This is a genomic window from Methylocaldum sp. GT1BB (assembly GCF_051027545.1).
Classification (GTDB): domain Bacteria; phylum Pseudomonadota; class Gammaproteobacteria; order Methylococcales; family Methylococcaceae; genus Methylocaldum.
The window spans coordinates 2,252,597-2,274,913 of the sequence record NZ_CP194902.1; the positions used below are offsets into that span (position 1 = coordinate 2,252,597).

General features: G+C 58.7%; 20 protein-coding genes. 7 read left to right on the plus strand and 13 right to left on the minus strand.

The window, feature by feature from the left end; all coding sequences use genetic code 11:
* Position 1: 1 nt before the first annotated feature.
* On the minus strand, positions 2 to 2,599 hold the full coding sequence (gene leuS, locus ACR2TX_RS11370) for a leucine--tRNA ligase (protein WP_434132187.1): 2,598 nt from the start codon (positions 2,597 to 2,599) through the stop codon (positions 2 to 4).
* A gap of 442 nt (positions 2,600 to 3,041) precedes the next feature.
* Here leuS and ACR2TX_RS11375 point away from each other — a divergent pair, with 442 nt between their 5' ends.
* The 5 genes from ACR2TX_RS11375 (at position 3,042) to ACR2TX_RS11395 (ending at position 7,277) form a co-directional block, all read left to right on the plus strand.
* Positions 3,042 to 3,671, plus strand: coding sequence for a LemA family protein (locus tag ACR2TX_RS11375; RefSeq protein WP_077727885.1), 630 nt, complete (start codon positions 3,042 to 3,044; stop codon positions 3,669 to 3,671).
* Between the two features lie 25 nt (positions 3,672 to 3,696).
* The gene (locus ACR2TX_RS11380; RefSeq protein ID WP_205780625.1) at positions 3,697 to 4,536 is read left to right on the plus strand and encodes a TPM domain-containing protein; all 840 of its coding nucleotides are present in this window, start codon (positions 3,697 to 3,699) and stop codon (positions 4,534 to 4,536) included.
* A complete protein-coding gene (locus ACR2TX_RS11385; protein WP_077727887.1) occupies positions 4,536 to 5,045 on the plus strand; it encodes a TPM domain-containing protein in 510 nt (169 codons plus the stop codon). Before ACR2TX_RS11380 ends, ACR2TX_RS11385 begins: the two co-directional genes overlap by 1 nt.
* A 257-nt stretch (positions 5,046 to 5,302) precedes the next feature.
* Positions 5,303 to 6,811, plus strand: a complete 1,509-nt coding sequence (locus ACR2TX_RS11390) for a helicase HerA-like C-terminal domain-containing protein (protein WP_077727888.1) — start codon at positions 5,303 to 5,305, stop codon at positions 6,809 to 6,811.
* Between the two features lie 271 nt (positions 6,812 to 7,082).
* Positions 7,083 to 7,277: a hypothetical protein gene (locus ACR2TX_RS11395; protein ID WP_077727889.1), complete on the plus strand. Its 195-nt coding sequence runs from the start codon at positions 7,083 to 7,085 to the stop codon at positions 7,275 to 7,277.
* Positions 7,278 to 7,569: 292 nt separating this feature from the next.
* Here the strand turns inward: ACR2TX_RS11395 and ACR2TX_RS11400 are convergent, their stop codons facing one another.
* Positions 7,570 to 10,245 (minus strand): cation-translocating P-type ATPase, encoded by a 2,676-nt coding sequence (locus ACR2TX_RS11400; RefSeq protein WP_434132191.1) that lies wholly within the window; start codon positions 10,243 to 10,245, stop codon positions 7,570 to 7,572.
* Positions 10,246 to 10,434: 189 nt separating this feature from the next.
* Here ACR2TX_RS11400 and ACR2TX_RS11405 point away from each other — a divergent pair, with 189 nt between their 5' ends.
* A complete protein-coding gene (locus tag ACR2TX_RS11405; protein ID WP_205780626.1) occupies positions 10,435 to 11,094 on the plus strand; it encodes a hypothetical protein in 660 nt (219 codons plus the stop codon).
* A gap of 265 nt (positions 11,095 to 11,359) precedes the next feature.
* On the opposite strand, the gene ACR2TX_RS11410 is transcribed toward ACR2TX_RS11405, so the two are convergent.
* The 11 genes from ACR2TX_RS11410 to ACR2TX_RS11460 form a co-directional block, all read right to left on the minus strand.
* On the minus strand, positions 11,360 to 13,042 hold the full coding sequence (locus ACR2TX_RS11410; protein WP_434132193.1) for an ATP-binding protein: 1,683 nt from the start codon (positions 13,040 to 13,042) through the stop codon (positions 11,360 to 11,362).
* Positions 13,032 to 13,496 (minus strand): response regulator, encoded by a 465-nt coding sequence (locus ACR2TX_RS11415; RefSeq protein ID WP_086133062.1) that lies wholly within the window; start codon positions 13,494 to 13,496, stop codon positions 13,032 to 13,034. The genes ACR2TX_RS11410 and ACR2TX_RS11415 overlap by 11 nt, the downstream gene beginning before the upstream one ends.
* The gene (locus ACR2TX_RS11420) at positions 13,493 to 14,977 is read right to left on the minus strand and encodes a PAS domain S-box protein (RefSeq protein ID WP_434132196.1); all 1,485 of its coding nucleotides are present in this window, start codon (positions 14,975 to 14,977) and stop codon (positions 13,493 to 13,495) included. The genes ACR2TX_RS11415 and ACR2TX_RS11420 overlap by 4 nt, the downstream gene beginning before the upstream one ends.
* An 87-nt stretch (positions 14,978 to 15,064) precedes the next feature.
* Positions 15,065 to 15,685 (minus strand): response regulator, encoded by a 621-nt coding sequence (locus ACR2TX_RS11425; protein ID WP_434132198.1) that lies wholly within the window; start codon positions 15,683 to 15,685, stop codon positions 15,065 to 15,067.
* A complete protein-coding gene (locus ACR2TX_RS11430; protein WP_086133063.1) occupies positions 15,682 to 17,337 on the minus strand; it encodes a GAF domain-containing protein in 1,656 nt (551 codons plus the stop codon). Before ACR2TX_RS11430 ends, ACR2TX_RS11425 begins: the two co-directional genes overlap by 4 nt.
* On the minus strand, positions 17,337 to 17,678 hold the full coding sequence (locus ACR2TX_RS11435; protein WP_240502350.1) for a hypothetical protein: 342 nt from the start codon (positions 17,676 to 17,678) through the stop codon (positions 17,337 to 17,339). Before ACR2TX_RS11435 ends, ACR2TX_RS11430 begins: the two co-directional genes overlap by 1 nt.
* Before the next feature lie 742 nt (positions 17,679 to 18,420).
* Entirely contained in the window at positions 18,421 to 18,759 is a 339-nt protein-coding gene (gene smbP / locus ACR2TX_RS11440; protein ID WP_240506766.1) for a small metal-binding protein SmbP, read from the minus strand.
* Between the two features lie 159 nt (positions 18,760 to 18,918).
* On the minus strand, positions 18,919 to 19,428 hold the full coding sequence (smbP, locus tag ACR2TX_RS11445; protein ID WP_077727895.1) for a small metal-binding protein SmbP: 510 nt from the start codon (positions 19,426 to 19,428) through the stop codon (positions 18,919 to 18,921).
* Between the two features lie 156 nt (positions 19,429 to 19,584).
* A complete protein-coding gene (locus ACR2TX_RS11450) occupies positions 19,585 to 20,010 on the minus strand; it encodes a hypothetical protein (RefSeq protein WP_077727896.1) in 426 nt (141 codons plus the stop codon).
* A 166-nt stretch (positions 20,011 to 20,176) separates the two neighbouring features.
* Complete coding sequence (locus tag ACR2TX_RS11455; protein ID WP_434132201.1) at positions 20,177 to 20,584, minus strand: CoA-binding protein; 408 nt, start codon at positions 20,582 to 20,584, stop codon at positions 20,177 to 20,179.
* 14 nt (positions 20,585 to 20,598) lie between these two features.
* Entirely contained in the window at positions 20,599 to 21,165 is a 567-nt protein-coding gene (locus ACR2TX_RS11460) for an IMPACT family protein (protein WP_347257401.1), read from the minus strand.
* A gap of 90 nt (positions 21,166 to 21,255) precedes the next feature.
* Between ACR2TX_RS11460 and ACR2TX_RS11465 the strand changes: the two genes are divergently transcribed.
* Positions 21,256 to 22,254 carry a ribonuclease Z gene (locus ACR2TX_RS11465; RefSeq protein WP_077727899.1) on the plus strand — a complete coding sequence of 333 codons (999 nt, stop codon included), beginning with the start codon at positions 21,256 to 21,258 and terminating at the stop codon, positions 22,252 to 22,254.
* The last annotated feature ends 63 nt before the right edge of the window (positions 22,255 to 22,317 follow it).

Sequence of the window (22,317 nt, forward strand, 5' to 3'; positions counted from 1 at the left end):
ACTACACCACGATGTTGACCAGCTTGCGCGGAACCACGATAACCTTTTTGACCGGTTTGTCCTCGACGAAGCGCTGCACGTTGGGATCGCCGAGCGCGGCGGCCTCGACGGCGTCGTTGGCGGCATCCACCGGCACGGTGATTTTGCCGCGCAGCTTGCCGTTCACCTGAACCACCAGCTCCACGGTGTTTTGCACCAGCGCCGATTCGTCCACTCTTGGCCATGCCATGGTCGCGACCGTTTCGGGATGTCCGAGCTCGTGCCACAAGCGGTGGCAAATATGGGGCACGATGGGAGACAGCATCAGCACCACGAGCTCCAGCGTTTCCTGGCGCACCGCGCGTCCCCGATCGCTCGCATCGTCGAACTTCGCCAAGGCGTTGAGCAGTTCCATGTTGGCGGCGATCGCCGTGTTGAAGGTGTAACGCCGGCCGATATCGTCGCTGACCTTGCGAAGGGTCTCGTGCGTCTGGCGCCGCATGGCCTTTTGCGCCTCGTCGAGCGCCGTCTTGTCGAGCCTAGGGGCGGGGCCTTGGTCGACATGGACGGCGACCTGTTTCCAGAGGCGCCTCAGGAACCGGAATCCACCTTCCACGCCGCTGTCCGACCATTCCAGCGACTGCTCGGGCGGGGACGCGAACATCATGAACAAGCGCGCCGTGTCCGCGCCGTAACGATCGATCAGCGCTTGCGGATCGACGCCGTTGTTCTTGGACTTGGACATTTTTTCGGTGCCGCCGATCGTGACCGGCTGTCCATCGGCCTTCAAGCTCGCGCCCAGCGGCCTTCCCCGCTCGTCCAATTGCACGTCCACTTCGGCCGGGTTGTAGTAGTGCTTCTTGCCGTCGGCCTGCTCCCGGTAGAAGGTCGGCGCCACCACCATGCCCTGGGTGAGCAGATTGGTGAAGGGTTCGTCGCTGTCCACCAGGCCCACGTCGCGCATCAGCTTATGGAAGAAGCGCGCGTACAGAAGATGCAGGATGGCGTGCTCGATTCCGCCGATGTACTGATCCACCGGCAGCCAGTATTTGGCGCGTTGATCCAGCATGGCGTCGTGGCTGTCCGGGCAGGCATAGCGGGCGTAGTACCAGGACGATTCGACGAAGGTGTCCATGGTATCCGTCTCGCGCTCAGCCGGGCCTCCGCATTTCGGGCAGGTTGTTTGATACCACTCGGGCATTTTCTTGAGCGGAGAGCCCACATCGATCTTGACGTCTTCCGGCAATACCACGGGGAGCTGATCTTCGGGTACCGGCACGTCGCCGCAGTTCGGACAATGAATGACGGGAATCGGGCAGCCCCAGTAACGCTGGCGGGAGATGCCCCAGTCGCGCAGGCGGAACTGGGTGCGCTTCTGGCCGAGGCCCTTGGCCTCGAGATCGGCGGCGATGGCGTCGAAGGCTTGCTGGAAATCGAGGCCATCGTATTTTCCCGAATTCACGCACACGCCGTACTCGGCATAGTCGTCTATCCACTCGCCCTCCGGATCGACCGTCTCATAAGCGTCCGATTTGGACGCGATGACGGTTTTGATCGGCAGTCCATATTTATGCGCAAACTCGAAATCCCGCTCGTCATGCGCCGGCACCGCCATCACCGCGCCTTCGCCGTAGCCCCACAATACGTAATTGGCGACCCAAACCGGCAGTTTTTCGCCGGTTAATGGATGAATGACGAAGCGGCCTGTGGCCATGCCTTTCTTTTCCATGGTGGCGAGATCGGCTTCCGCCGTGCCGCCGTGTTTGCATTCCTCGATGAAGGCTTCCAATTCCGGATGGCCTTCCGCGGCTGCCAGGGCCAGCGGATGTTCCGCCGCCACGGCGACATAAGTCGCGCCCATCAGGGTGTCGGGGCGGGTGGTGTAAACCTTGAGGACGTCGCTGCCGTCCTCGTAGGGAAAATGCACTTCGCAGCCGTGGCTCTTGCCGATCCAGTTGCGCTGCATGGTCTTCACCTGCTCGGGCCAGCCCGGCAACTGGTCCAGCCCGGCGAGCAGTTCCTCGGCGTAGGCGGTGATGCGCATGAAGTACATGGGGATGTCGCGCTTTTCCACCGGCGCGCCCGACCGCCAGCCGCGGCCGTCGATCACTTGTTCGTTGGCCAGCACGGTCTGGTCCACGGGGTCCCAGTTCACCGGGGCGACCTTCTTGTAGATCAGGCCTTTTTCGAACAGCTTGGTGAACAGCCATTGTTCCCAGCGATAATAATCGGGCTTGCAGGTGGCGATCTCGCGGCTCCAGTCGATGGCGAGCCCCAGCGACTTGAGTTGCTTGCGCATGTAATCGGCATTGGCGTAAGTCCACGCCGCCGGAGCGACCTTGTTCTGCATCGCGGCGTTTTCCGCCGGCAGTCCGAAGGCGTCCCAGCCCATCGGCTGAAGCACGTTCTTGCCCCGCATGCGCTGATAGCGGGCGATCACGTCGCCGATGGTATAGTTGCGGACATGGCCCATGTGCAGCCGCCCGCTGGGGTAGGGGAACATGGACAGGCAGTAATACTTTTCCCTGGCCGGGTCTTCGACGGCGCGGAAAACGCCCTGGGCTTCCCAGGCGTCCTGGGCTTCTTGTTCGATGGTCTGCGGCTTGTAAATGTCTTCCATACGCGGGGATTTCGGTCGCCGAATTAAACCTTGTAGGATACTAAAGCACTCGCCGGTACCGCAAATGGGCGCGGGCTTCGTCGGCGATCCTCGTTTTGTCCTGAAAACCGGATTTCGTAGGGTGGGTTAGGCGCGCATAGCGACAGATTTGGTATTAGTCACTGTGCCGCGAGCGCGCCGTAACCCACCAAAAGGTGTGGTCCACGCCCCCCCCGGTGGGTTACGGCGCGCGGAAACACCGAAGGAACTTTGCGGACTCGGTGCGATGCGCGCCTAACCCATCCTACGAATCCGTACTTCGGAACAAACACGAGTTGCCGGGACTCCTGAACGGGATACTCCGAATAAGCCTTTTGACAGATTGTCTTATGCCTGTTGTACGTAGCACACTTTATGGATTCGTTTTCCGGACATCGTCCGACAGCCTTTTCGGGAGAAAAACATGCGCACATTGATCGCGGGCTTGGTCTTATTACACGTGCTCTTGCTGAGCGGATGCGGATACAACACCCTGCAGCAGCAAGACGAGCAGATCAAGGCGAGCTGGTCGGAGGTCGTAAACCAATATCAGCGCCGGGCGGACCTGGTGCCCAATTTGGTCAACGTGGTGAAGGGTTACGCCGGACACGAACGGGAGGTGTTGACCCAGGTGACCGAGGCGCGTTCCAGGGTCGGGTCCGTTCAGGCCACGCCGGAACTGTTGAACGATCCGCAGGCCTTCTCCCAGTTCCAGGCGGCTCAGGGCGAATTGTCCGGCGCTTTGTCGCGATTGATGGCGGTGGCGGAGAACTATCCGCAGCTCAAGGCAGACAGTTTGTTCCGCGATCTGCAGGCGCAGCTGGAAGGTACGGAGAACCGCATCACCGTGGCGCGCAATCGCTACATCGCGGCGGTTCAGGACTATAACGTCACGGTCCGCTCCTTCCCCACCAACATTACCGCGCGGATTTTCGGCATGGAGGTCAAGCCGAATTTCACGGTGGAAAACGAACGCGAAATCTCTCGGCCGCCCACGGTCGATTTCGGCACGCCGGCCCCGGCCCCCGCTCCGGCCCCCGCTCCGGCCCGGTAGGCGAACGTCGATATCGATGCCGAACATGCTTCCGGTTTGGATTCTTGCCGTCCTTCTGGCGTTTGTCGGGTCCGAGGCTAGGGCCGAGGTTGCGGTGCCGCCGCTTCAGGCGCGAGTGACCGATCTGACCGGGACCTTGAAGCCGGACGAAAAGGCGGGACTCGAAAGCCGGCTGTCAGCCTTCGAGGCTGAAAAGGGCAGCCAAATCGCGATCTTGCTGGTGCCCACCACCGAGCCCGAGACCATCGAGCAATATTCCATACGGGTGGCGGATGCCTGGAAGCTAGGCCGCAAGGGGATCGACGACGGCGTCCTGATCCTCCTGGCCAAGCAGGACCGTACCGTTAGGATTGAAGTGGGGCGCGGGCTCGAGGGCGTGATCCCCGATGCCGTCGCCAACCGGATCGTGGAAGACGTGATGCTCCCGTTTTTCAAACAAGGCGATTTCTACGGCGGCCTGTCCGAAGGCATCGATAGCCTTTTCGCCCTGATTCGCGGGGAGCCTCTGCCCGCGCCAGCCGATGGCGAAAGAGTTCCGGATGAGGATCTGGGCGGCGTTTTCGGGCTTTCGATTCTGGGCGGCATCTTCGGTGGGCGGATACTCCGGTTTCTGTTCGGCCCCTTTCTCGGCGGGCTCATTGCCGGCGCGGGCGCCGGACTGCTGGTCGCCTTTTTCGGTCTGCCGATCCTGTTTTCGCTTTTCGTCGGCTTCTTCGTGTTCATGACGGTGTTCGGAGGCATGGGTCGGGTAGGGCCGGGCGGCTGGTACGGCGGGCCCGGTGGATTCGGCGGCTCCTCCGGAGGTGGCGGTTTCCGAGGGGGCGGCGGCGGTTTCAGCGGCGGCGGAGCTTCGGGGCGCTGGTGATGTTCAAGCATTTCGGTCGTATCCTAAAGCATCTGTGTTACGGACCCTGGCGGCTTCGGCGGGTCCTGCCGCGCCACGCGCTTAAAGCCATCGCCGAGGAGATCCGTGAAAGCGAGACGAAGCACGGCGGAGAAATCCGCGTCGCCGTGGAAATTTCGCTCGATTGGCGGAGATTGCTGCGGCGGGAGACGCCGAGGGAAAGGGCCTTGGAAGTGTTTTCCGATCTCCGCATCTGGGATACGGAACGGAACAACGGCGTTTTGATTTATCTGCTGCTCGCGGATAGGGACGTGGAGATCGTCGCCGATCGCGGTATCGACCGGCTGGTCGGAGCGGAAGCTTGGGAGCGTATCTGCCATGAGATGGAAGCGGCTTTTCGGAAAGGCGACTTCGAAGCGGGTATCGTGGCCGGGGTTCAAGCCGTGGGCTCTCATTTGGAAAAGCACTTCGCGGGACCGGATCTGCACGGCGACGAGCTCGCCAATCATCCGGTCATTATTGATGGTTGAGTTTGCTCGGCCGCTCCCGCCGGCCGATACTGTTTTGAGTTAAGGCTCAGGCTCGTCGTTCCGGCAGGGAATGCCGGAACCCAGACGTTCGGGACGACTTGCGGAGTAACGTCCTTGTCGACTGGATACCGGCACTCCCTGCCGGTATGACGGCTTAGTTCAACAGCATTGTCCCGCGCCGGGTACGGACTTTTTCCGGTCAACCGGCTAGTTGCCGATTACTATTAACGGATCACTTCATTTGCCGGAGACCACTCATGACCGACGCATTGTTAATCGCCAAAGGCCGGGATTCGCTTTCACTGCTGCCGTCCATGGCCAACCGCCACGGCCTGATCAGCGGAGCGACCGGCACCGGCAAGACCGTTACGTTGCAAGTTCTGGCGGAGCGTTTCAGCCGCATCGGCGTGCCGGTGTTTTTATCGGACATCAAAGGCGATTTGTCCGGTTTGAGCCAGCCGGGCGTGGCCAGCCCGAAGATGGCCGAGCGGCTATCGTTGCTCGCCATCCAGGGTCATGAATTCGCCGGATTTCCGGTGACCTTTTGGGATGTTTTCGGCGAACAGGGACATCCCGCTCGGGCGACCATTTCCGAGATGGGGCCCTTGCTGCTCTCGCGCATGCTCAACCTGAACGAAACCCAGGAGGGCGTGCTCCACCTGGTTTTCAAGATCGCGGACGACAGCGGAATGCTGCTGCTCGATCTGAAGGACTTGCGCGCGATGCTTCAGTTCGTGGGCGAAAATGCGGGCCAATTCACCACCTCGTACGGCAACGTCTCCGCCGCCAGCATCGGCGCCATCCAGCGCGGTTTGATGGCCTTGGAAAGCCAGGGCGGAGACCGGCTGTTCGGCGAGCCCTCCCTGAACATCGACGATCTGATGCAAACCGCGCCGGACGGGCAGGGCGTAATCAATATCATGGCCGCCGACAAGCTCATGCAGGCACCGAAAGTCTATGCAGCCTTTCTGCTCTGGCTGTTGTCCGAACTGTTCGAGCATCTGCCGGAAGTGGGGGATCGCGACAAACCCAAGCTGGTGTTTTTCTTCGACGAGGCGCATCTGCTATTCGACGACGCTCCGGAGATTTTGCTGGACAAGATCGAGCAAGTCGTGCGCCTGATCCGCTCCAAGGGCGTGGGCGTTTATTTCGTGACGCAAAATCCTCTGGACGTTCCGGACAAGGTTTTGGGACAGCTCGGCAATCGCATCCAGCACGCGCTTCGGGCCTTTACGCCGCGGGATCAGAAAGCGGTTCGTTCGGCGGCCGAAACCATGCGCGACAATCCGGACCTGGACGAGAAGACCGTCATTACCGAGTTGGGCGTCGGCGAAGCCTTGGTTTCATTACTCGACGAAAAAGGCCGTCCGCATATCGTCGAGCGGGCCTTCATCCTGCCGCCTCAAAGCAAGATCGGCCCCATCGATGCCGCTCAACGAAAGCAACTCATCGGCGAGTCGCCCATCGCGGGCCATTACGAAAAAGCCGTGGACCGGGAGTCGGCCTACGAAATGCTCAAAGCGCGTGCCGCCGAGGATCTCCAGCAAAGGACCGAAGAAGCCGGTCGTCCTGCTTCCGGTTCGGCAGCCGGAGGCATTTTCGATACGCTCGGGAGCATTCTGGGCACTCCGTCGCGCGGTAAGGGCAAACAACGGCAAACCGCGATGGAGGCCTTCGCCAAAAGCGCCGCCCGAAGCATAGGCAGCGAACTCGGCCGGCAGCTTCTTAGGGGCGTGCTGGGGTCTTTGACGGGAAGAAAAAGGTAGGGTGGACGTTATCAGGTATACCAAAAGGTAGGATGCGGTGAGGGACGAACCGCATCGTTCGCGATCAATGCGTTTCGGGCACTCAGTGCATCTTACGAACTCGTTATCGGGCAGGCGGCAATAAAAATATCGGCTTGCGGCTATTCTTAACGACGGCTCAGTTTACATGTGGGTCCCGGTCGGCCAGTTTCGGCCGACCGGGACTTCTCGCGAGGCGCCGAACGAACCCGCGTGATCCGTGCGGCCATAGAAGAGTTGACGAGGAGTTAAGATGTTTTACGAAGTGAAGCCTTTGGTGCTGATTCTGATCGGGGCCGCCGTGGTCATGAGTCAGACCGCCTTGGCGATACCGTTTGCCGTACTGTTGATCGTTCTCGGCGCATTCATTATGGGCATGCGTTTCATCTATCGCTCCGAAAGAGTCAGTAGAGCAAAAACCGCTTCACGGCAACGAAAGAATTTCTGACTTACCGGGCAATCGGCATTTCGTTCCGCAGAGCCGCAGAGACCGCGGCTGTTTGGTGGGTTAATTCCAAATCGCTTTCAATAAGGCATTCATTTTGTAGGATGGGTAGAGCGAAGCGAAACCCATCGATGGTGGGTTAGGCCGCGAGGCCGTAACCCACCGAGCGACCTCGAATCGGTGGGTTACGCTTCGCTAACCCACCCTACGATGAATGTTCACTCGAATGCCGAATGGAATAAGATCGATGCCTAACCCGCGCGCTTTCGAAACGATGTACGATTCTGCCACCGGTTTAGGGCGCCGCCATTAAACTCGCCAGTCCCTTCCGCATTTCCTCCATCAATAGCATTCCCAATGCAAACGGCAGGGTAAACAGCCAGACGTCGAGCTCTATGGGCGCTGTGCCGAAGACGTCGTTGCCCCAAGGCGTGTAATCGATGAACAGGATCAAGGCGATTTCCAGCAGAATGCCGACCAGGATTAATCGGTTGTTGAAAAGGGGAGAGCGGAACAGGGGGCGGTCCGAATGTTTGCACAGAAAGACGTTCATCACCTGCATGACGATGATGGCCGACAGACAGGCCGTGGTGGCTCGGAGATAAATCGGGTTGTCTCGGGCCAAGGTTTGGCCGTACTGCCAGCCGGCTCCATGGAGCACGTAGAAAAAAGCCGCCATGGCTGCGAGGGCTTCGAGAACTCCGAGGAACAGGTAGGCGCGCGTGAGCAACGGCCAGGTGAGCAGTTTTTCCCTGGCCGATCGGGGCGGCTTTTTCATGCAGACGGGGTCCGGGCGGTCCGCTCCGAGTCCCAGGGCCGGCACCATATCGGTGCCGAGGTCGACCGCCAGAATCTGGATGATGGTCAGGGGCAGCGGAATGCTGAATAGGGCGAAAGCGAGGTAAGGCACGAGTTCGGGAATGTTGGACGTGAGTATGTAGGACATGAACTTGCGGATATTGCCGAATACCGCCCGCCCTTCCTCTATCGCGCTGACGATGCTCGCGAAATTGTCGTCCAGGAGAATCATGTCGGCGGATTCCTTGGCTACGTCGGTTCCGGCAATGCCCATGGCGATGCCGATGTCGGCGGTCTTGAGCGCCGGGGCGTCGTTGACTCCGTCGCCGGTCACCGCCACTACGTGCCGTTTGCGTTTCAGGGCGTCGACGATGCGTATCTTCTGGTCGGCGCCGAGCCGGGCGAAGATGACTTCTTCTTTGTCGAGCGCGAGCTGTAGCTGCGTGTTGGAGAGCCGCCGCAATTCGTCGCCGGTGATCACGTGGGGGTGATTGCCGCGGAGCAGACCGATTTCCCGGGCGATCGCCTTGGCGGTGTGAGGGTGATCGCCGGTGACCATGATGACCTTGATGCCTGCCTGAAGGCATTTTTCGATGGCGGACGGTACTTCTGGGCGGGGCGGATCTTCCAGTCCCACCAGGCCGGTCAGTGTCAGCCGCTCTTCCAGCCGCTCGCGCTCGTATGTCCCGGGGACTTCGCGATCGGCGAAGGCGAGAATGCGAAGCCCGCGTTCCGCCATGGTTTCTTGGGCATAGACAAACCGGCGGCGCATTTCCTCGGTCAGCGGCACGATTTCTTCGCCGATCTGAACATCGGAGCACAGCGGCAGCACGGTTTCCAGGGCGCCTTTGGCATACAGCCGGTTCCCCTCCGGCGTGCGGCTCAAAATCGAAAGGCGCTTCCGGTCCGTATCGAAAGGGATCTCGTCGATTTTCGGATAGGCGGCGGTATCGTTCAGGAACCGTTCCGCCATCCGCACCAGCGCGATCTCCATGGGATCGCCGAGTAGCTCCCGCTTTCCGTCGCGGCTCGTTTCCTTCAGGTTCTGGCAGTTGCGCGCGCACTCCCAAAGTCTCGGGTATGTCGCCGCGAGTTGTTCGTCGATATCTTCCGGATGCCGAATCTCATTGCCGAAGAAGATTTGTCTCGCCGCCATGCGGTTTTGCGTCAGGGTGCCGGTCTTGTCCGTGCAGATGACGGTAGCCGAGCCCAGTGTTTCGACCGAAGGCAGATGGCGTACCAAGGCATTGCGTTTGGCCATGCGCTGCGTGGCCATGGCGAGGGAGAGGGTAACCGTGGGCAGCAGGCCTTCCGGAACATTTGCGACGATGATGCCGATGGCGAAGATGAAATCCTGCCAAAACGACAGCCCGACCGCTCGCCCGATGAAAAAAAAGACGATGCCCAATGAGACGGCGAGCATGCCGACGATCCGGCTCAGGCGGAGGATTTCGTTTTGGAGAGGGGAAACGGGTTCGCCAGCCGTTTGAGTGAGGTGGGCGATCTTGCCGAATTCGGTGTGCATGCCGGTGTGGAAGACCACCGCCCGTCCTTCGCCGGAGACGACGGCGGTACCCGCCAGCAGGACATTGCGAGCGTGAATGAGCTCGTCCGTCGCCGAGGGCTGCGCGTCTCTGGCTTGGGGTAAGGCTTCGCCGGTTACCGTGGCGTTGTTCACCCTCAGGGCAAAAGCCTCCAGAACCCGGGAGTCGGCGGGTATGTTGTCGCCTTCCTGCAGCAGGATCACATCGCCCGGCACGATGTCCGAAGCATCCGCAAGGCGCACGCTGCCTTCGCGCATCACCTTGATTTGCAGCGGCAGGAGCTTTTGCAGCGCGGCGATGGCTCTTTCGGCCCGGTATTCCTGCCAGAACGAAAACAGCCCGTTGACGAGGATCACGCCGATAATGGCGAAACCCAGAGTTTCCATGCCTTCCCCCGGCGCTTTCCAATCCCCGAAAAACGCCAATGCCGCGGCAAGCCAGAGGAGCAGGGCGAAAAAGTGAGTGAACTGCCTGGCGAAGCGTAGTGCGACGGATTCCCGCTCGAACTCCGTAAGCCGGTTGGCACCATATTCACGGAGCCGGCGGGCCGCTTCGGTTTCACTTAGCCCTTCGGGTTGAGTATGAAGGCTTGTCAAGGCCTGATCGGGTTGGAGATGATGGATTTTCATGCCGCCTTTTGGGGTGAACCGATCCAGCAAACGCCTTGGCCGCCGTAGGCAATTTCGCGGATTTTCGTCAAGCGGCCGAAATATGTACAGAAAAAGAACTTATATGCTATAAACCCCGCGCTATCACGCCGATGTTTCAATACGCGGACAGTTAGAACCCACTTAAACTAAACAGTCGGTTTACAGAGTATGACCAATCAACAATTCGATAAGACTCGCTTTTCTGTTCTGAGAAATGGTTTTTGCGCCTTCTCTATCGCCGTGGCTGGGCTATTGGCCGGCTGCGATGCCGGTCCCGGCGGCAGTTCTTCTGCGCCGGCCATGTCTGAAGCGAAAATCAGCGGGAACGTTCAGGATCAACACGGTCCTGTTACGGATGCCAAGATCGAAGTGCGGGACAAGAACGGTCAGTTAGTGACGACGACGGAGGTTACGAGCACCTCGAACCAGTACTCGATTACCGTCCCCGCGGGCACTGCGTATCCCATCGTGCTGACCGCCACTCCGAACAATCCGGCGCCGGGTCGCGGTCCGGTCAAGGCCGTGGTAACCAGTTCACTAGCCGACCGTATGGACATCACCGACGTCACCACCATCGTGGTCGATTCGGCCATGACCTTGGGCGGCTTGACCGAAGCGAACATCGCCAAGGCGTCCGGCGGCGCGATCGGCTTGCGCCAGCGCCAAGGCGCGAGCGCGGCAGCGGGCGGCGGCGGTGCGGGTCCCGGCCAGAGCGGCGGCGGCGTCAGCCGTGGTGGGCATGGCGGGCATGGCGAGCATGTGCCTTCCGGTTCCGGCGCATCTCCGTCCGACAGCAGCTCCGACCAACAGCAGCCGGCGCAGCAGTAATGCGGCGTAATCGACTTTAGCCTTTCGGCCGGGGTGCTTTAGCTTTTTTAAAGACTCCCGGCGATTTTCCCGAAGCCGGCAGATGAGCTCGACGGAGCCGTCTGCCGGTTTTCTTTTTGGTCGCGGCTCGGACCTTGTTGAAACGGGCAGGCCGCGATTGGAAGGGTCGCGACTAAAGCGACCGTTTGCGATTGGGAAGGGATTGCCGACCTACCTATCGGGCTCTCTGACACCGACCAGAGAGGGATACGGGAAGCGGGAGTCCCTACAAGCGTATGGGCTTTTTGGGCAGCGTGTCGGTAGGTGAGAGTTCCGGCAGCACGGGCAAGCGGACCACAAATTCGCTGCCTTGGCCGGGACCGGGACTGGAGACGCACACGTTTCCTCCGTGCAATTCCACTAAGCGGCGGACGATCGTGAGACCAATGCCGAGACCGCCTTGGGATCGATCGAGCGTGCGCTCGGCCTGGGTGAAGAGATCGAAGACCTGGGGCAGTATCTCGGCCGGTATGCCGAGACCGGTGTCCCGCACGCGAAGCTCGATGTCGGAGCCGTCCCGATTTGCGGTGAGCCAGAGGGCGCCCCCTTTCGGCGTGTATTTGGCGGCATTGTTCAGCAAATTGCCCAAGACTTGGATCAGCCGGATGCTGTCGCCCTCCAAGTATACGGGAGCGGAGGGGAGAGTGACGGTGAAGGCGTGTTTCCGTTCATCAAGGAGAGGTCGCGTGACCTCGATGGCGCGGGCCACGATATCGCTCAGCTCGATCGTGTCTTTTTTGAGTTCCACTTTGCCGCGCGTGATGCGGGAAACGTCGAGAAGGTCATCCACCAACCTGACCAGATGGGCCGTCTGCCGATCGATTACATCCTCCGCCCATTGATGTTGCGGATGTTGCGGACCGATCCGCCGCAGGAGTTCCACCGCATTTCGAATCGGGCCCAAGGGGTTGCGCAGTTCGTGGGCCAGCATGGCCAAGAATTCGTTCTTGCGGTGGTCGGCTTCTTGGAGTGATGTTTGGGCCTGTATCAGATCGTCGATATCCGAGCATGAGCCAAACCACTTGATGATGTGGTCGGCCTCGTCGCGGATCGGTTGGGCGCGACACATCACCCACCGGTACTCGCCGTCTCGATGGCGGAGCCGATGCTTCATCTCGTAAGGTTCGCCGGTCTGGAGGCAATGCTTTCGGCGTTCATTGACGGGTTCCACTTCTTCGGGATGCAGAGCCCGCATCCAGCTGAAGCCCTTTTCTGAGTCGCACGGCTGTCCGGTGAATTCATGAAAGCGCGGGTTGGTGTAGTCGACCCGCCCATCCGGACAAACCGTGAAGACGATATCCGGCACTGTCTCGGCTAGGGCGCGGAATCGCTGCTTGCTTTCGCGCAGCGCCCGCTCCACCCGCGCGCGCTGGACGATCTCCCGCCTTAAGGTTTCATTGGCTTGCACCAGTTCGGAGGTGCGCTCCTGCACCCGCGTTTCCAGTTCGGCGTAAGCTTGGCGCAATGCTTCCTGAGCCCGCTTCCGCTCGATAATCTCATGCCATTTGCTCAAGGTGCACTTGACGATATGCGGCATGGCGGACAGGGTGGCCTCGGACTTGACGAGATAATCCAGAGCCCCGGCCTTCATCGCCTCGACTGCGATCGCCTCGTTCCCGTAGCAGGTCATAACGATGACCGGATAAGACGTATTCGAGCCTTCCTGCGGCAAAAGCTCCGTACCTTTCCCGTCGGGCAGCCGCAAATCGGTGATCACGAGATCCGGTAGGGCGACGGCAAGCGCCTCCCGCGCCTCGCGGAGATGGCGTACCACCGTCAGACGAACGGGTTCGCCTTGAGCCTCGAATGCTCTCTGTATGAGCTCGGCGTGGCTAGTATCATCCTCGGCCAAAAGGATGTGAAGGATGGTGTCGGCTATCGGCGCAGCTGCGGATGGCTCAGGTTTCATGAACAGTTCGGTCGGACCAGGGGTAGTGATTCCAGGCCAGCCAATAAAAGCCCAGATCTTCCATCATCCGGGTGAAATTCTCGAAATCGACGGGCTTGACGAGATAGCTGTTGGCATGCTGGCCGTAAGCTCTGGCGATGTCTTGCTCGGCTCGTGAGGTGGTGAGAATGACGACCGGCAGATTAGCAATGGACGGCGATGCCCTGATTCTACCCAGGACTTCAATGCCATTTATGCGGGGAAGGTTGAGGTCCAGCAGGACGACGTGCGGCCTCGGGCTGGTTTGCGGATCGGCATACGCGCCCTGTCGCAGCAGATAATCCAAGGCTTCCGCGCCCTGGCTGACGTGATAGATCCGGTTCGCCACGCGGTGTTCCTGAAAACAGCGGATGACCAGTTCGGCATGATCCGGATTGTCTTCGACCAACAGGATATTCAGGACTTCTCCCTTCATGCTGGATCCCTCAGGGAAAAATAAAACGTGCAACCCAGCCCTTGACCTTCCGAGTCTACCCAGAGACTTCCGCCGTGCACCTCGACGATTCGCTTGACGATCGCCAGTCCGATTCCGGTACCCTCCGTATTGGGATCGAGCCGCTCGAACAGGCCGAAGATCTTCGTATGGTAGCTTGGCTCGATTCCGATACCGTTGTCACGTACAAAATAGACGATTTCTCCTTCTCTTGCTTCCGCGCCGATCTCGATCAAGGGTTCATCCTGGTCACCCATGAATTTGACGGCGTTTTCGATCAGGTTGAGCCACACCTCGAAGATCCGCTTCGGATCGCCGACCGCGTCGGGCAGACCGCGGCTGATCTCGGTCCGCAGTTTACGCCCGGGAAGCCGGTCCCTCACAAGCTCGACCGCCTCATGGACGAGAGCGCGCATCGAGACCTTTTCGGGCGGATTCGCGACGCGGCCGATGCGGGACAGTTCCAGCAGATCTTCCAGCAAGGTCTGCATTCGGCTCGCCGCCGCACGGATCCGCCGGATGTCTCCGCGCATACGCTCGAAATCTCCCCGCGTCGCGCTTTGTTCCAGCATGCCTGAAAATCCCTGGATGGTAATCAAGGGACTCTTGAGATCGTGCGAGGCGGTGTAAATGAACCGCTCCAATTCCGCATTTTTTTCTGTCAGCTGTTCGAGGAGAGCAGCCTGTTGTTCCTGGGCTTTTCGGCGTTCGGTCACATCGCGAATGATTCCGGTGAACAGGCGATGGTTGCCCAGAGGGGTTTCGGCGACCGTCAGTTCGATGGGAAAAGTGGATCCATCCCGACGCAGCCCGAGGACTTCGCGGCCGATGCCGATGACCCGGCGTTCCCCCGTTCTGAGATAGCGGGCAATGTAGGCGTTGTGTTCGTCGCGGTAAGGGGAGGGCATCAGGAGAGTAATGCTCTGACCTTTCACCTCCGCTTCGGTGTACCCGAACATGCGCTCGGCCGCGGGATTGAAGGTCTCGATGAGCCCCCGCTCATCGATCACGATGATGGCGTCGACGGCGGTCTCGAGAATCGCGCGCAAGCGCACCGTCTGGTTCGCCAAGGCTTTCTCGGCGAGTTTGCGGCGACTGATGTCGTGAACCGTAGCCAATACGAAACGACCTTGCTCGGCCTCTAGGAGAATTAGGCTTATATCCGCTGGAAATTCGGTTCCATCCTTGCGCAAGCCGAAAAGATCCAGTCCTTCCCCCATGGGGCGGGAGCGGGGATGTTCGGCGTAACCCGCACGCTGTTCTCGATGCCGCCCGCGAAACCGTTCCGGCATGAGGTCTTCGACCGTGAGTTCCGCCAGTTCTTCGCGGGCATAGCCGAAAAGTTTTTCCAGCGCGGGATTGGAAAAAAGGATTTTTCCCTTGATGTCCGTAATCGCCATGCCATCCAAAGAGGACTCCAGCCATACACCGAAGTTCTTTTTTTTCAGCAGGAATTCCATCATGAAATGCCCGGAAAATGGTAAGAAACCCTTGATCGGTGAATCGATCAAGTGATTTTAAGCCGGTTGCAGTAAGAAAATTCTTATTTTTTAAAGGGTAATCAGTCCGTGGCGCAAGGCTAGATGGGTGAGTTGCACGACATTCGCAAGCCGGAGTTTTCGCATGAGATGCGTTTGATGCACGCTGATGGTCTTGGGGCTGGTGTGCAAGAGCTCGGCGATTTCCGCCACGGAACGACCCTGGGCCAGATGGCGGAAAACCTCGAATTCGCGCGGCGTCAAGAGCTCTACGGGCTTTTGCGATTGAGTCGACGCGGCTCGTTTCAGATGTTTGTCGAAGAAAAAGTCGCCGCTGAAGACGATCCGTGTCGCTTCCACGATCAATTTGGCCGCGCTCCGCTTGCCGATATACCCCCGGACGCCGGTTTCCCGCGCGCGCTCGATGAGCACTTCGCTTTCATAAGCGGAAAACATCAGAATTCGCGCCCGGGAATCGCGTTTCAGAATCTTGCGGGCTGCTTCGAGTCCGCTGATGCCGGGAAGGGCCACGTCCATGACGACGATGTCCGGCTGGTGCTTCAGATAGGCCTGATAGGCATCTTCCCCGTCTGCCGCTTCGGCCAGGACGGTGATATCGGGCGCTTGCTCCAATAGGCGCCGGTAGCCGCTGCGCACTACCGGATGATCGTCGACTAGCAGTACGGAGATCATGGTCTGGCTTGGCTAGGAATTTCGATCGCTACGCAGGTTCCCTGTCCGCTCTGGCTCTCCAGGCTGAAGAGTCCTCCAAGCGCCTCGACCCGTTCGCGGACGCCCATCAATCCCAGTCCCCGCTTCGTTTCCCGGGACGATAAACCGACGCCATTGTCCTTGATCAACAGGCGGACGGAAACCGACTCGCCGGGCACAGGTCCAAAATGCCGCTGACACGATTCTCCCTGGCACGCGATACTCTCGCAGACCATGACTTCGGCTTGCGTCGCCCGGGCATGCCTGCCGATGTTATTCATGCACTCCTGGACGATTCGATACACCGTAATCTTAAGCGTTTCATCCAGGACGCCGAGATCGCCGATGATGGTCAGTTTCCAACTGATGTCGCGATAATGCGATCGGTATTCGTTGACTAATTCTTCGAGGGCTTCGGCCAGTCCCAGTTGATCGAGCAAGGGCGGACGCAGATTCTCGATCAGGCTGCGGACGGTGTCATGAAAGCGGATCAGCAAGGCTTCGACGGTTTGAGCGCTGTGATGGATCTCCGGGTGGCTTCGTTCGCTGAGCGAGGACATCATCGCGAGGTCCGCCTGCATGGCAGTCAAATATTGCCCAAGCTCGTCGTGCAGTTCGCGCGCTACTCTCTTGCGCTCCTCTTCCTGGGCCTTGAGCAATTTTCGGGTCAGCTGGCGGTTTTCATTCAGCAACCGCCGGGTTTCCTGCTCGGCTTTACGCCTTTGCGTTTGCTCGCGCGACTGGATCAGAGCGAGTGCCAGGCTATGCGCGAAAGTGGTGGCCAAAACCTCGTCCTCCTCGGAAAAGGGCTCCCCGTTGAGTTTGTCACAGAGATAAACGCGGCCGTACACCTTGCCATCGTCGGCGATCGGCACCGCGAGAAGGCTCTTCATCGGCGGATGGCCGGGCGGAAATCCCGCCGATCGCGGATCACGGGTCAGGTCGTCGAGCCGCAACGACTGGTTTGTTTGAACCACTACGCCGAGCAGTCCTTTCCCTTCCGGCCAGCGGCCGATTCGTTCGATCTGTTCCTGGCTGACGCCGGTGACGAAAAAGCCGTCCAGCTTTCCGTTTTCGTCAATAATCCCGACGGCGCCGTACCGTGCGCGCAGCAGAGTCGCCAGCACGTTGATGCCGCTTTGCGCCATGTTTTCCTCTCCTTCGACATGGGCCATCAAAGCCATCAGCGTGCGGGACGCCTGATTCAGTTCGCCGAGTCGCGTCGACCACAGGCGAAGCTGCCGCTGCTCCTCTTCGAGTTCGGCCGACAGCTTTTGATAGTGATCGAGCAGCAACTCGAGCAAACGCGGACGGGTAACCGCTCCGACGAAGGCGCCGCTATCGTCCGTAACCGGCAAGATCCAGTGGTTCTCCCGTTCCATGAGAGCGAGCGCCGCGACGATGGATGTATCCCGTCCGATGGCCGGCGGTATCGTTCTCGGGAGTAGATCGGCAAAGATTCGGTGAGGCGATTGGGCGATTTCTTCACTGGTTACAAAGCCCAGAAAACGGTCGTTTCCGGAGGAAAAGACGGCGAAGAGGGCCGGCGTAGAAGTTGGGCCGAGTCTGGGGCGTTCTTCGTCAGTGACTTTGATCAGCCCGTCCGCCAAAGCGTCCAGGATGGTCGGTTGCACTAAAACGTTTCCTCTAGGTGCAATTCCGTTTCGACATCGAGGTGAAGAATTTCGGTGTCGTCCATGAAGGGCTTGATTCGCTGGAGCACGAATTCGATGAGTTGTTCCTTGGGGACACGCCGCAGAACCGCTTCGCGTACCAGAATGTCGCTGATGACCTCGTCCTCCAATTCGAGGTGAGCGAACGGATAAGTCATTAAAAGCTCCAGGGATTTTCGGATGGCTTTGCAGCCTATGGTAGCGCGGCGCCCCAACACCAAGCCTTCGTGAACGGGCGGAATCTTGAATTCTCTGATGCGAGCACGCAGGGTATATTTGGTCGTCAATTTATTGTCTTGCACTGCTGGTCTTCTGTTTGCTAGTCAACCGTTATAAGACTCCTAGCGCGGAAAAGTCACCCCTTCCGTCTAAAGAGACTTAGATTAAGTCAGCGACTCCAGAACGTAAATCTTCGGGATCGATAACTTTCATCATTCCAGGGCCGAATAGGAATAGGGTGAAAATAAGCAAGGGGTTCGGTTTCTATTTTCGGGATGAACATCCGATGAAGCGTTCAGGAATCCCTTGAGCCTAAGAAGGATTTTTCGATATTAAATACCCACAATATCGCTAACGAGAGGCAATCAACAGTTCCGTGACGGCAGATGTTAATACTCATAATCGTTCGGTGTCCGCCTCGGAGTCTTCTATCTTGCTTGGATCGAGCTCTCGCAATTTAGTTTAGTGCGACCAATGGCGACTGACATCCGACGAGGTTTTGAGCGGCCTGAATGAATAGACGTCGAGCTTATTCCATTCGACATTCAAGTGAACATTCATCGTAGGATGGGTAGAGCGAAGCGAAACCCATCGATGGCGGGTTAGCCCCTCGGCTCCGCTCGGGACAGGCCCTTCGACAAGCTCAGGACAGGCTCCGCGTAACCCGCCGAATAACCTACAAAAACCAATTTTTTATCGAAAGCGACCTTGGAATCAGAGGTCGAATCATCAAAGAAAATCCGCGTTGTTGGCGGGAGCAATCGGGCAAAAAAGGAGCGGCAGTGAAAATAGCTGCCGCTCCTTTAAAGTACGAAAGCGTGGCTGTTACTGTTTTACGGCATTGAGATGGGTCATCGCTTCTTCGGCCGCTTTTCCGGCTATATCGGCATGCCCCATCTTGCCGTGTTCGATCGCGCCGTCCAGGCTTTTGATTGCCGCATCCAAGTGTGGATTGGGGTTTGCTTGATTTGCCGCCGTGGCGTGAGTTTTCGCGGCTTCCGCGTGCTCGGCCACACCTTTGGCATCGCCCTGTTTGCCGCTATCGACGGCGGCTTGGGCATGCTTCATCGCTTCCCCTTTGTGATCTTCGGCGGCAACGGCGGTGAAACCTAGCGACAATGTGAACAGGCCGGCGAGTAATCCGGACAAGATTTTTCCACGCATAACCATTTCTCCGTTAAAGGGTTGTTCTTCTTGAATGCCCCAATATGGGGCGGGTTACAAATATCACGACGTCAATTTCAAGTCCATCGTTAATACGAAAAACGGCAGCCACGAATGGAATGCCATCCGGTCTGCCGTTTTGTCGCGACAGCATGAAAACTATTTTTTGGCCTGTTTGAGATGGGTAACCGCTTCCTCAGCGGCCTGCCCTGCCATATCGGCGTGGCCCATTTGGCTGTGCTGAATCGCGCTGTCCAGACTTTTCATCGCAGCGGTCAGATGCTCATTGGGATTTTGCTGCATGGCGGCCTCGACATGGGGTTTTGCGGCTTCGGCGTGTTTGCCTACGCCTGCGGCATCGCCCTTCTTGCCGCTGTCGGCAGCGGCTTTTGCGTGCTTCATCGCTTCCTTGACATGGCTTTCCATACCCTCCGTTTCGGCCTTGCCTTTTCCTTCGGTTCCGGTCATCCCGGTACCGCCGGGATAGGGTTGACCGCCTCCGCTACTTTCGCCGGTCGTCCCGCGAACGCCTGTTCCGCTTTGGCCGGTTTCGGTTTGCGACTGCGCATAATATGCGGCGCTGTCTCCGGATCGTTCTGCGGCCGCAGCCGGACTCAGTGTTTGCGTAGTTATGCCGGCAAGCAGACAAAGCAAAATTTTGGAATACATTGCTTTTTCCTCCGTGAAAAATGTTCGGACGGCTAAATCGCCGTATCAGCGGGCGTGGCACAGGCCATACCTATACTCCACGGTCATTGGGGAGCCCTCGGTTGCCGCTTTTCTCGGACGAGAAAGGAATGCGGCAGGAATCAAGGGCTGATGCGCTTACTCGAAATCGCCGCTCCCGGTTTCGGGTTCGGGCATTTCTTCGGGCATCGACGGTTCCTCGGAACCCGGCGTCGGACGTTGGGGAGTTTTGCGTTGGCTCGGTTCAGAGGTTCCGCTCTCGGTGCCTCGGCGTTGGCCCGATTCCGGCGTGCCGCGTTCGCCATTCTTGCGTTTGCCCGTGCCGGACATTCCTTTTTCGTTATTCCGGCGCTTGCCGGCGCCCGATTGGCCGTTATCGTTCCCTTCCCGTCCGGCCGCCTCTCTGACGATCTCTATGACATCGCCTTTCATGGTGCCGTTTTGGAATTCTGCCTTTACGTAGGCGGCGATCCCTATGGGTCGGTCCGCGGCAAGGGCCGGATTCAGGCCGAGCAATGAGATAAATGCGCCTAAAAGTAAGCCGATTAGAAATTTCGAGCGCATGGCGTGCCTCCTTTGCACCAAAGTTCGTTCCATGTTCCCGGCGCGACCGGGAAAGTCATTGTTAACACACGGCAGTTTCCCAGTCTCTAGGGAAATTTACTAAGAACCGTGGGCTAATCCTGTAACTCCGGAAAACTCGGCGAGATGAAGTAAGAGCCTTCTGGCTTTAACGTTTGATGTGGCTCTTGATCATGATGCAAGTGTTGGCCAGATAGCTGAAGTCGTTGGAGGCCAGGAAATTCAGGACTTCGGCATTCTCCGCTCCGGGTTGCAGCCACACGTTCCTTAGACCGAGTTCGAGACATTGCTTCAGGACGGACAAGGTAGCCTCGGGCGGTATGACGAAATTGACCAGGGTCGGTGTGCTGGGAAGTTGCGCAAGATCCGGATATGCGGGATCGCCATCCACCGACGCGCGATTCGGGTTGACCGCATAAGCTTTGTATCCTTTGCCTTTCAGATCGCGATAGATGGCATGGCCGAATTTTCGTTCGTCGTCCGTCGCGCCTACTACGGCGATAACGGTGTCCGGTGCATCCAAAAGGTCGAGCAGAGCGTCGGGTGACAATGCCATTGTCTCACTGAAAATTACGAATCATTAAACTGCCGATCAATGGCAGGCGCTTCGGAAGCCGGCAAACGCACGACCACGTCGATCTTTTCGCCGAATGTGCGCGAGACGATCTTTCCTCCGGCTTTCTCGACATGATAAGCGAGCGGCTGAAGTTTTGGATAATCGATCCTCAATTTGAGTTCGGCATATTCAACATAGGGCATGAGGGAGGCTTTCTCCAGGGCAAGTTTGGCCGTGCCGCCATAGGCGCGGACCAACCCGCCGGCTCCCAGCTTGATGCCGCCGAAATAACGAACGACGGCGACCAGCGCATTGACGAGATCGAAGCCGGACATATGCGCGAGTATCGGCTTTCCGGCCGTTCCGCTCGGCTCTCCGGCGTCGTTGAAATGGGCGATGATGCCGTTCTCGGTCTTGATCCGATAGGCGAAGGCGAGATGGTGCGCCATCGGATGAGCCGATGCGATTTCGTACAGCCGCGACCGCAGCTGCGACTCGTCGGCGCAGGGCAGGGCGTAGCCGATGAAGCGCGAATGGTTGACGGTGAAGCTGGCTTCCGAACCTTTTTCGATGAGATACATGGATGAGAAAGATCGAACCGGTGAGTCTAATATCGTGCCCCAAACCCATCATACCGTAGCCGGCTTTAAAGCTTTAACAGAGAGACTTCCATGAAACCGGTGTTTCATCCCGCGCTGGTGAACGACGTGTTCGGCGATCCGGCGGTTTATGTCGATTTTCTGTTCGAGAAGCGTGCTCTGCTGTTCGATCTGGGCGATTTGCGAAATCTGGCGACGCGAAAAATCCTCAGGGTTCGGGATGTGTTCGTTTCCCATGCTCACATGGATCACTTCTTCGGTTTCGATTGGTTGCTGCGCCTGTGCCTAGGGCGGGAAATCCGCATCCGGTTGTTCGGGCCGGCCGGTTTTCTCGGCCAGGTGGAAGCCAAGCTCGCGGGTTATACCTGGAATCTGGTGGAAAACTACGACACCGATTTTACCTTGGATGCGACCGAGGTCTTGAGCGAAACCGAGGCGCGAAGCGCCCGTTTCCGCTGTCGGGCCGAATTTCGCCGCGAAAATGAGCACGAATGGACTATCAGGGACGGCGTTTTGCTCGACGAGGAGAACCACACCGTCCGGTTTGGCCTGTTGGATCATAAGATCCCGTGTCTCGCTTTTGCGCTCCAGGAAAAGCTGCACGTCAATATCTGGAAGAACCGCCTCGACGATCTGGATCTCGAGCCAGGGCCCTGGCTTCAAAGTTTCAAGCGCTCGGTGCTCGACGGATTGCCCGGCGATACGCCGATCACCGCCCGGCGGCGCGGACGGGGCGAAATTACGTTCCGCCTGGACTATCTGGCCGGAACCATCGCCCACATCTCGACCGGACAGAAAATTGCTTACGTGACCGATGCCGTCTATCACGACGCCAATGCCGAGCGCATCGTTCAACTGGCCAAGGGCGCCGACCAGTTCTTCATCGAAGCGGTTTTCGGCGAAGAACTCGTCGAGCGCGCCGCGCAGAAATACCACCTGACCGCCCGCCAAGCAGGCAGCCTGGCTCAGCGCGCCGGGGTCAAGTTTCCCGTGCCGTTCCATTTCTCGCCGATCTACCACGACCGCGAGTACGAACTCAGGGAGGAGTTCGAGCGGGCGTTTCGTGGCTAGACCTATTCACCCTTTTTGAAACAAGTTCCTTAAACTCTCCGGCCCGCCTCGTTTCTAAGGGAT

Coding starts and splice junctions, on each gene's coding strand:
- leuS (WP_434132187.1), bottom strand. CDS start 2,599: ATGGAAGACATTTACAAGCCGCAGACCATCGAACAAGAAGCCCAGGAC.
- ACR2TX_RS11375 (WP_077727885.1), top strand. CDS start 3,042: ATGCGCACATTGATCGCGGGCTTGGTCTTATTACACGTGCTCTTGCTG.
- ACR2TX_RS11380 (WP_205780625.1), top strand. CDS start 3,697: ATGCTTCCGGTTTGGATTCTTGCCGTCCTTCTGGCGTTTGTCGGGTCC.
- ACR2TX_RS11385 (WP_077727887.1), top strand. CDS start 4,536: ATGTTCAAGCATTTCGGTCGTATCCTAAAGCATCTGTGTTACGGACCC.
- ACR2TX_RS11390 (WP_077727888.1), top strand. CDS start 5,303: ATGACCGACGCATTGTTAATCGCCAAAGGCCGGGATTCGCTTTCACTG.
- ACR2TX_RS11395 (WP_077727889.1), top strand. CDS start 7,083: ATGTTTTACGAAGTGAAGCCTTTGGTGCTGATTCTGATCGGGGCCGCC.
- ACR2TX_RS11400 (WP_434132191.1), bottom strand. CDS start 10,245: ATGAAAATCCATCATCTCCAACCCGATCAGGCCTTGACAAGCCTTCAT.
- ACR2TX_RS11405 (WP_205780626.1), top strand. CDS start 10,435: ATGACCAATCAACAATTCGATAAGACTCGCTTTTCTGTTCTGAGAAAT.
- ACR2TX_RS11410 (WP_434132193.1), bottom strand. CDS start 13,042: ATGAAACCTGAGCCATCCGCAGCTGCGCCGATAGCCGACACCATCCTT.
- ACR2TX_RS11415 (WP_086133062.1), bottom strand. CDS start 13,496: ATGAAGGGAGAAGTCCTGAATATCCTGTTGGTCGAAGACAATCCGGAT.
- ACR2TX_RS11420 (WP_434132196.1), bottom strand. CDS start 14,977: ATGATGGAATTCCTGCTGAAAAAAAAGAACTTCGGTGTATGGCTGGAG.
- ACR2TX_RS11425 (WP_434132198.1), bottom strand. CDS start 15,685: ATGATCTCCGTACTGCTAGTCGACGATCATCCGGTAGTGCGCAGCGGC.
- smbP (WP_240506766.1), bottom strand. CDS start 18,759: ATGCGTGGAAAAATCTTGTCCGGATTACTCGCCGGCCTGTTCACATTG.
- smbP (WP_077727895.1), bottom strand. CDS start 19,428: ATGTATTCCAAAATTTTGCTTTGTCTGCTTGCCGGCATAACTACGCAA.
- ACR2TX_RS11450 (WP_077727896.1), bottom strand. CDS start 20,010: ATGCGCTCGAAATTTCTAATCGGCTTACTTTTAGGCGCATTTATCTCA.
- ACR2TX_RS11455 (WP_434132201.1), bottom strand. CDS start 20,584: ATGGCATTGTCACCCGACGCTCTGCTCGACCTTTTGGATGCACCGGAC.
- ACR2TX_RS11460 (WP_347257401.1), bottom strand. CDS start 21,165: ATGTATCTCATCGAAAAAGGTTCGGAAGCCAGCTTCACCGTCAACCAT.
- ACR2TX_RS11465 (WP_077727899.1), top strand. CDS start 21,256: ATGAAACCGGTGTTTCATCCCGCGCTGGTGAACGACGTGTTCGGCGAT.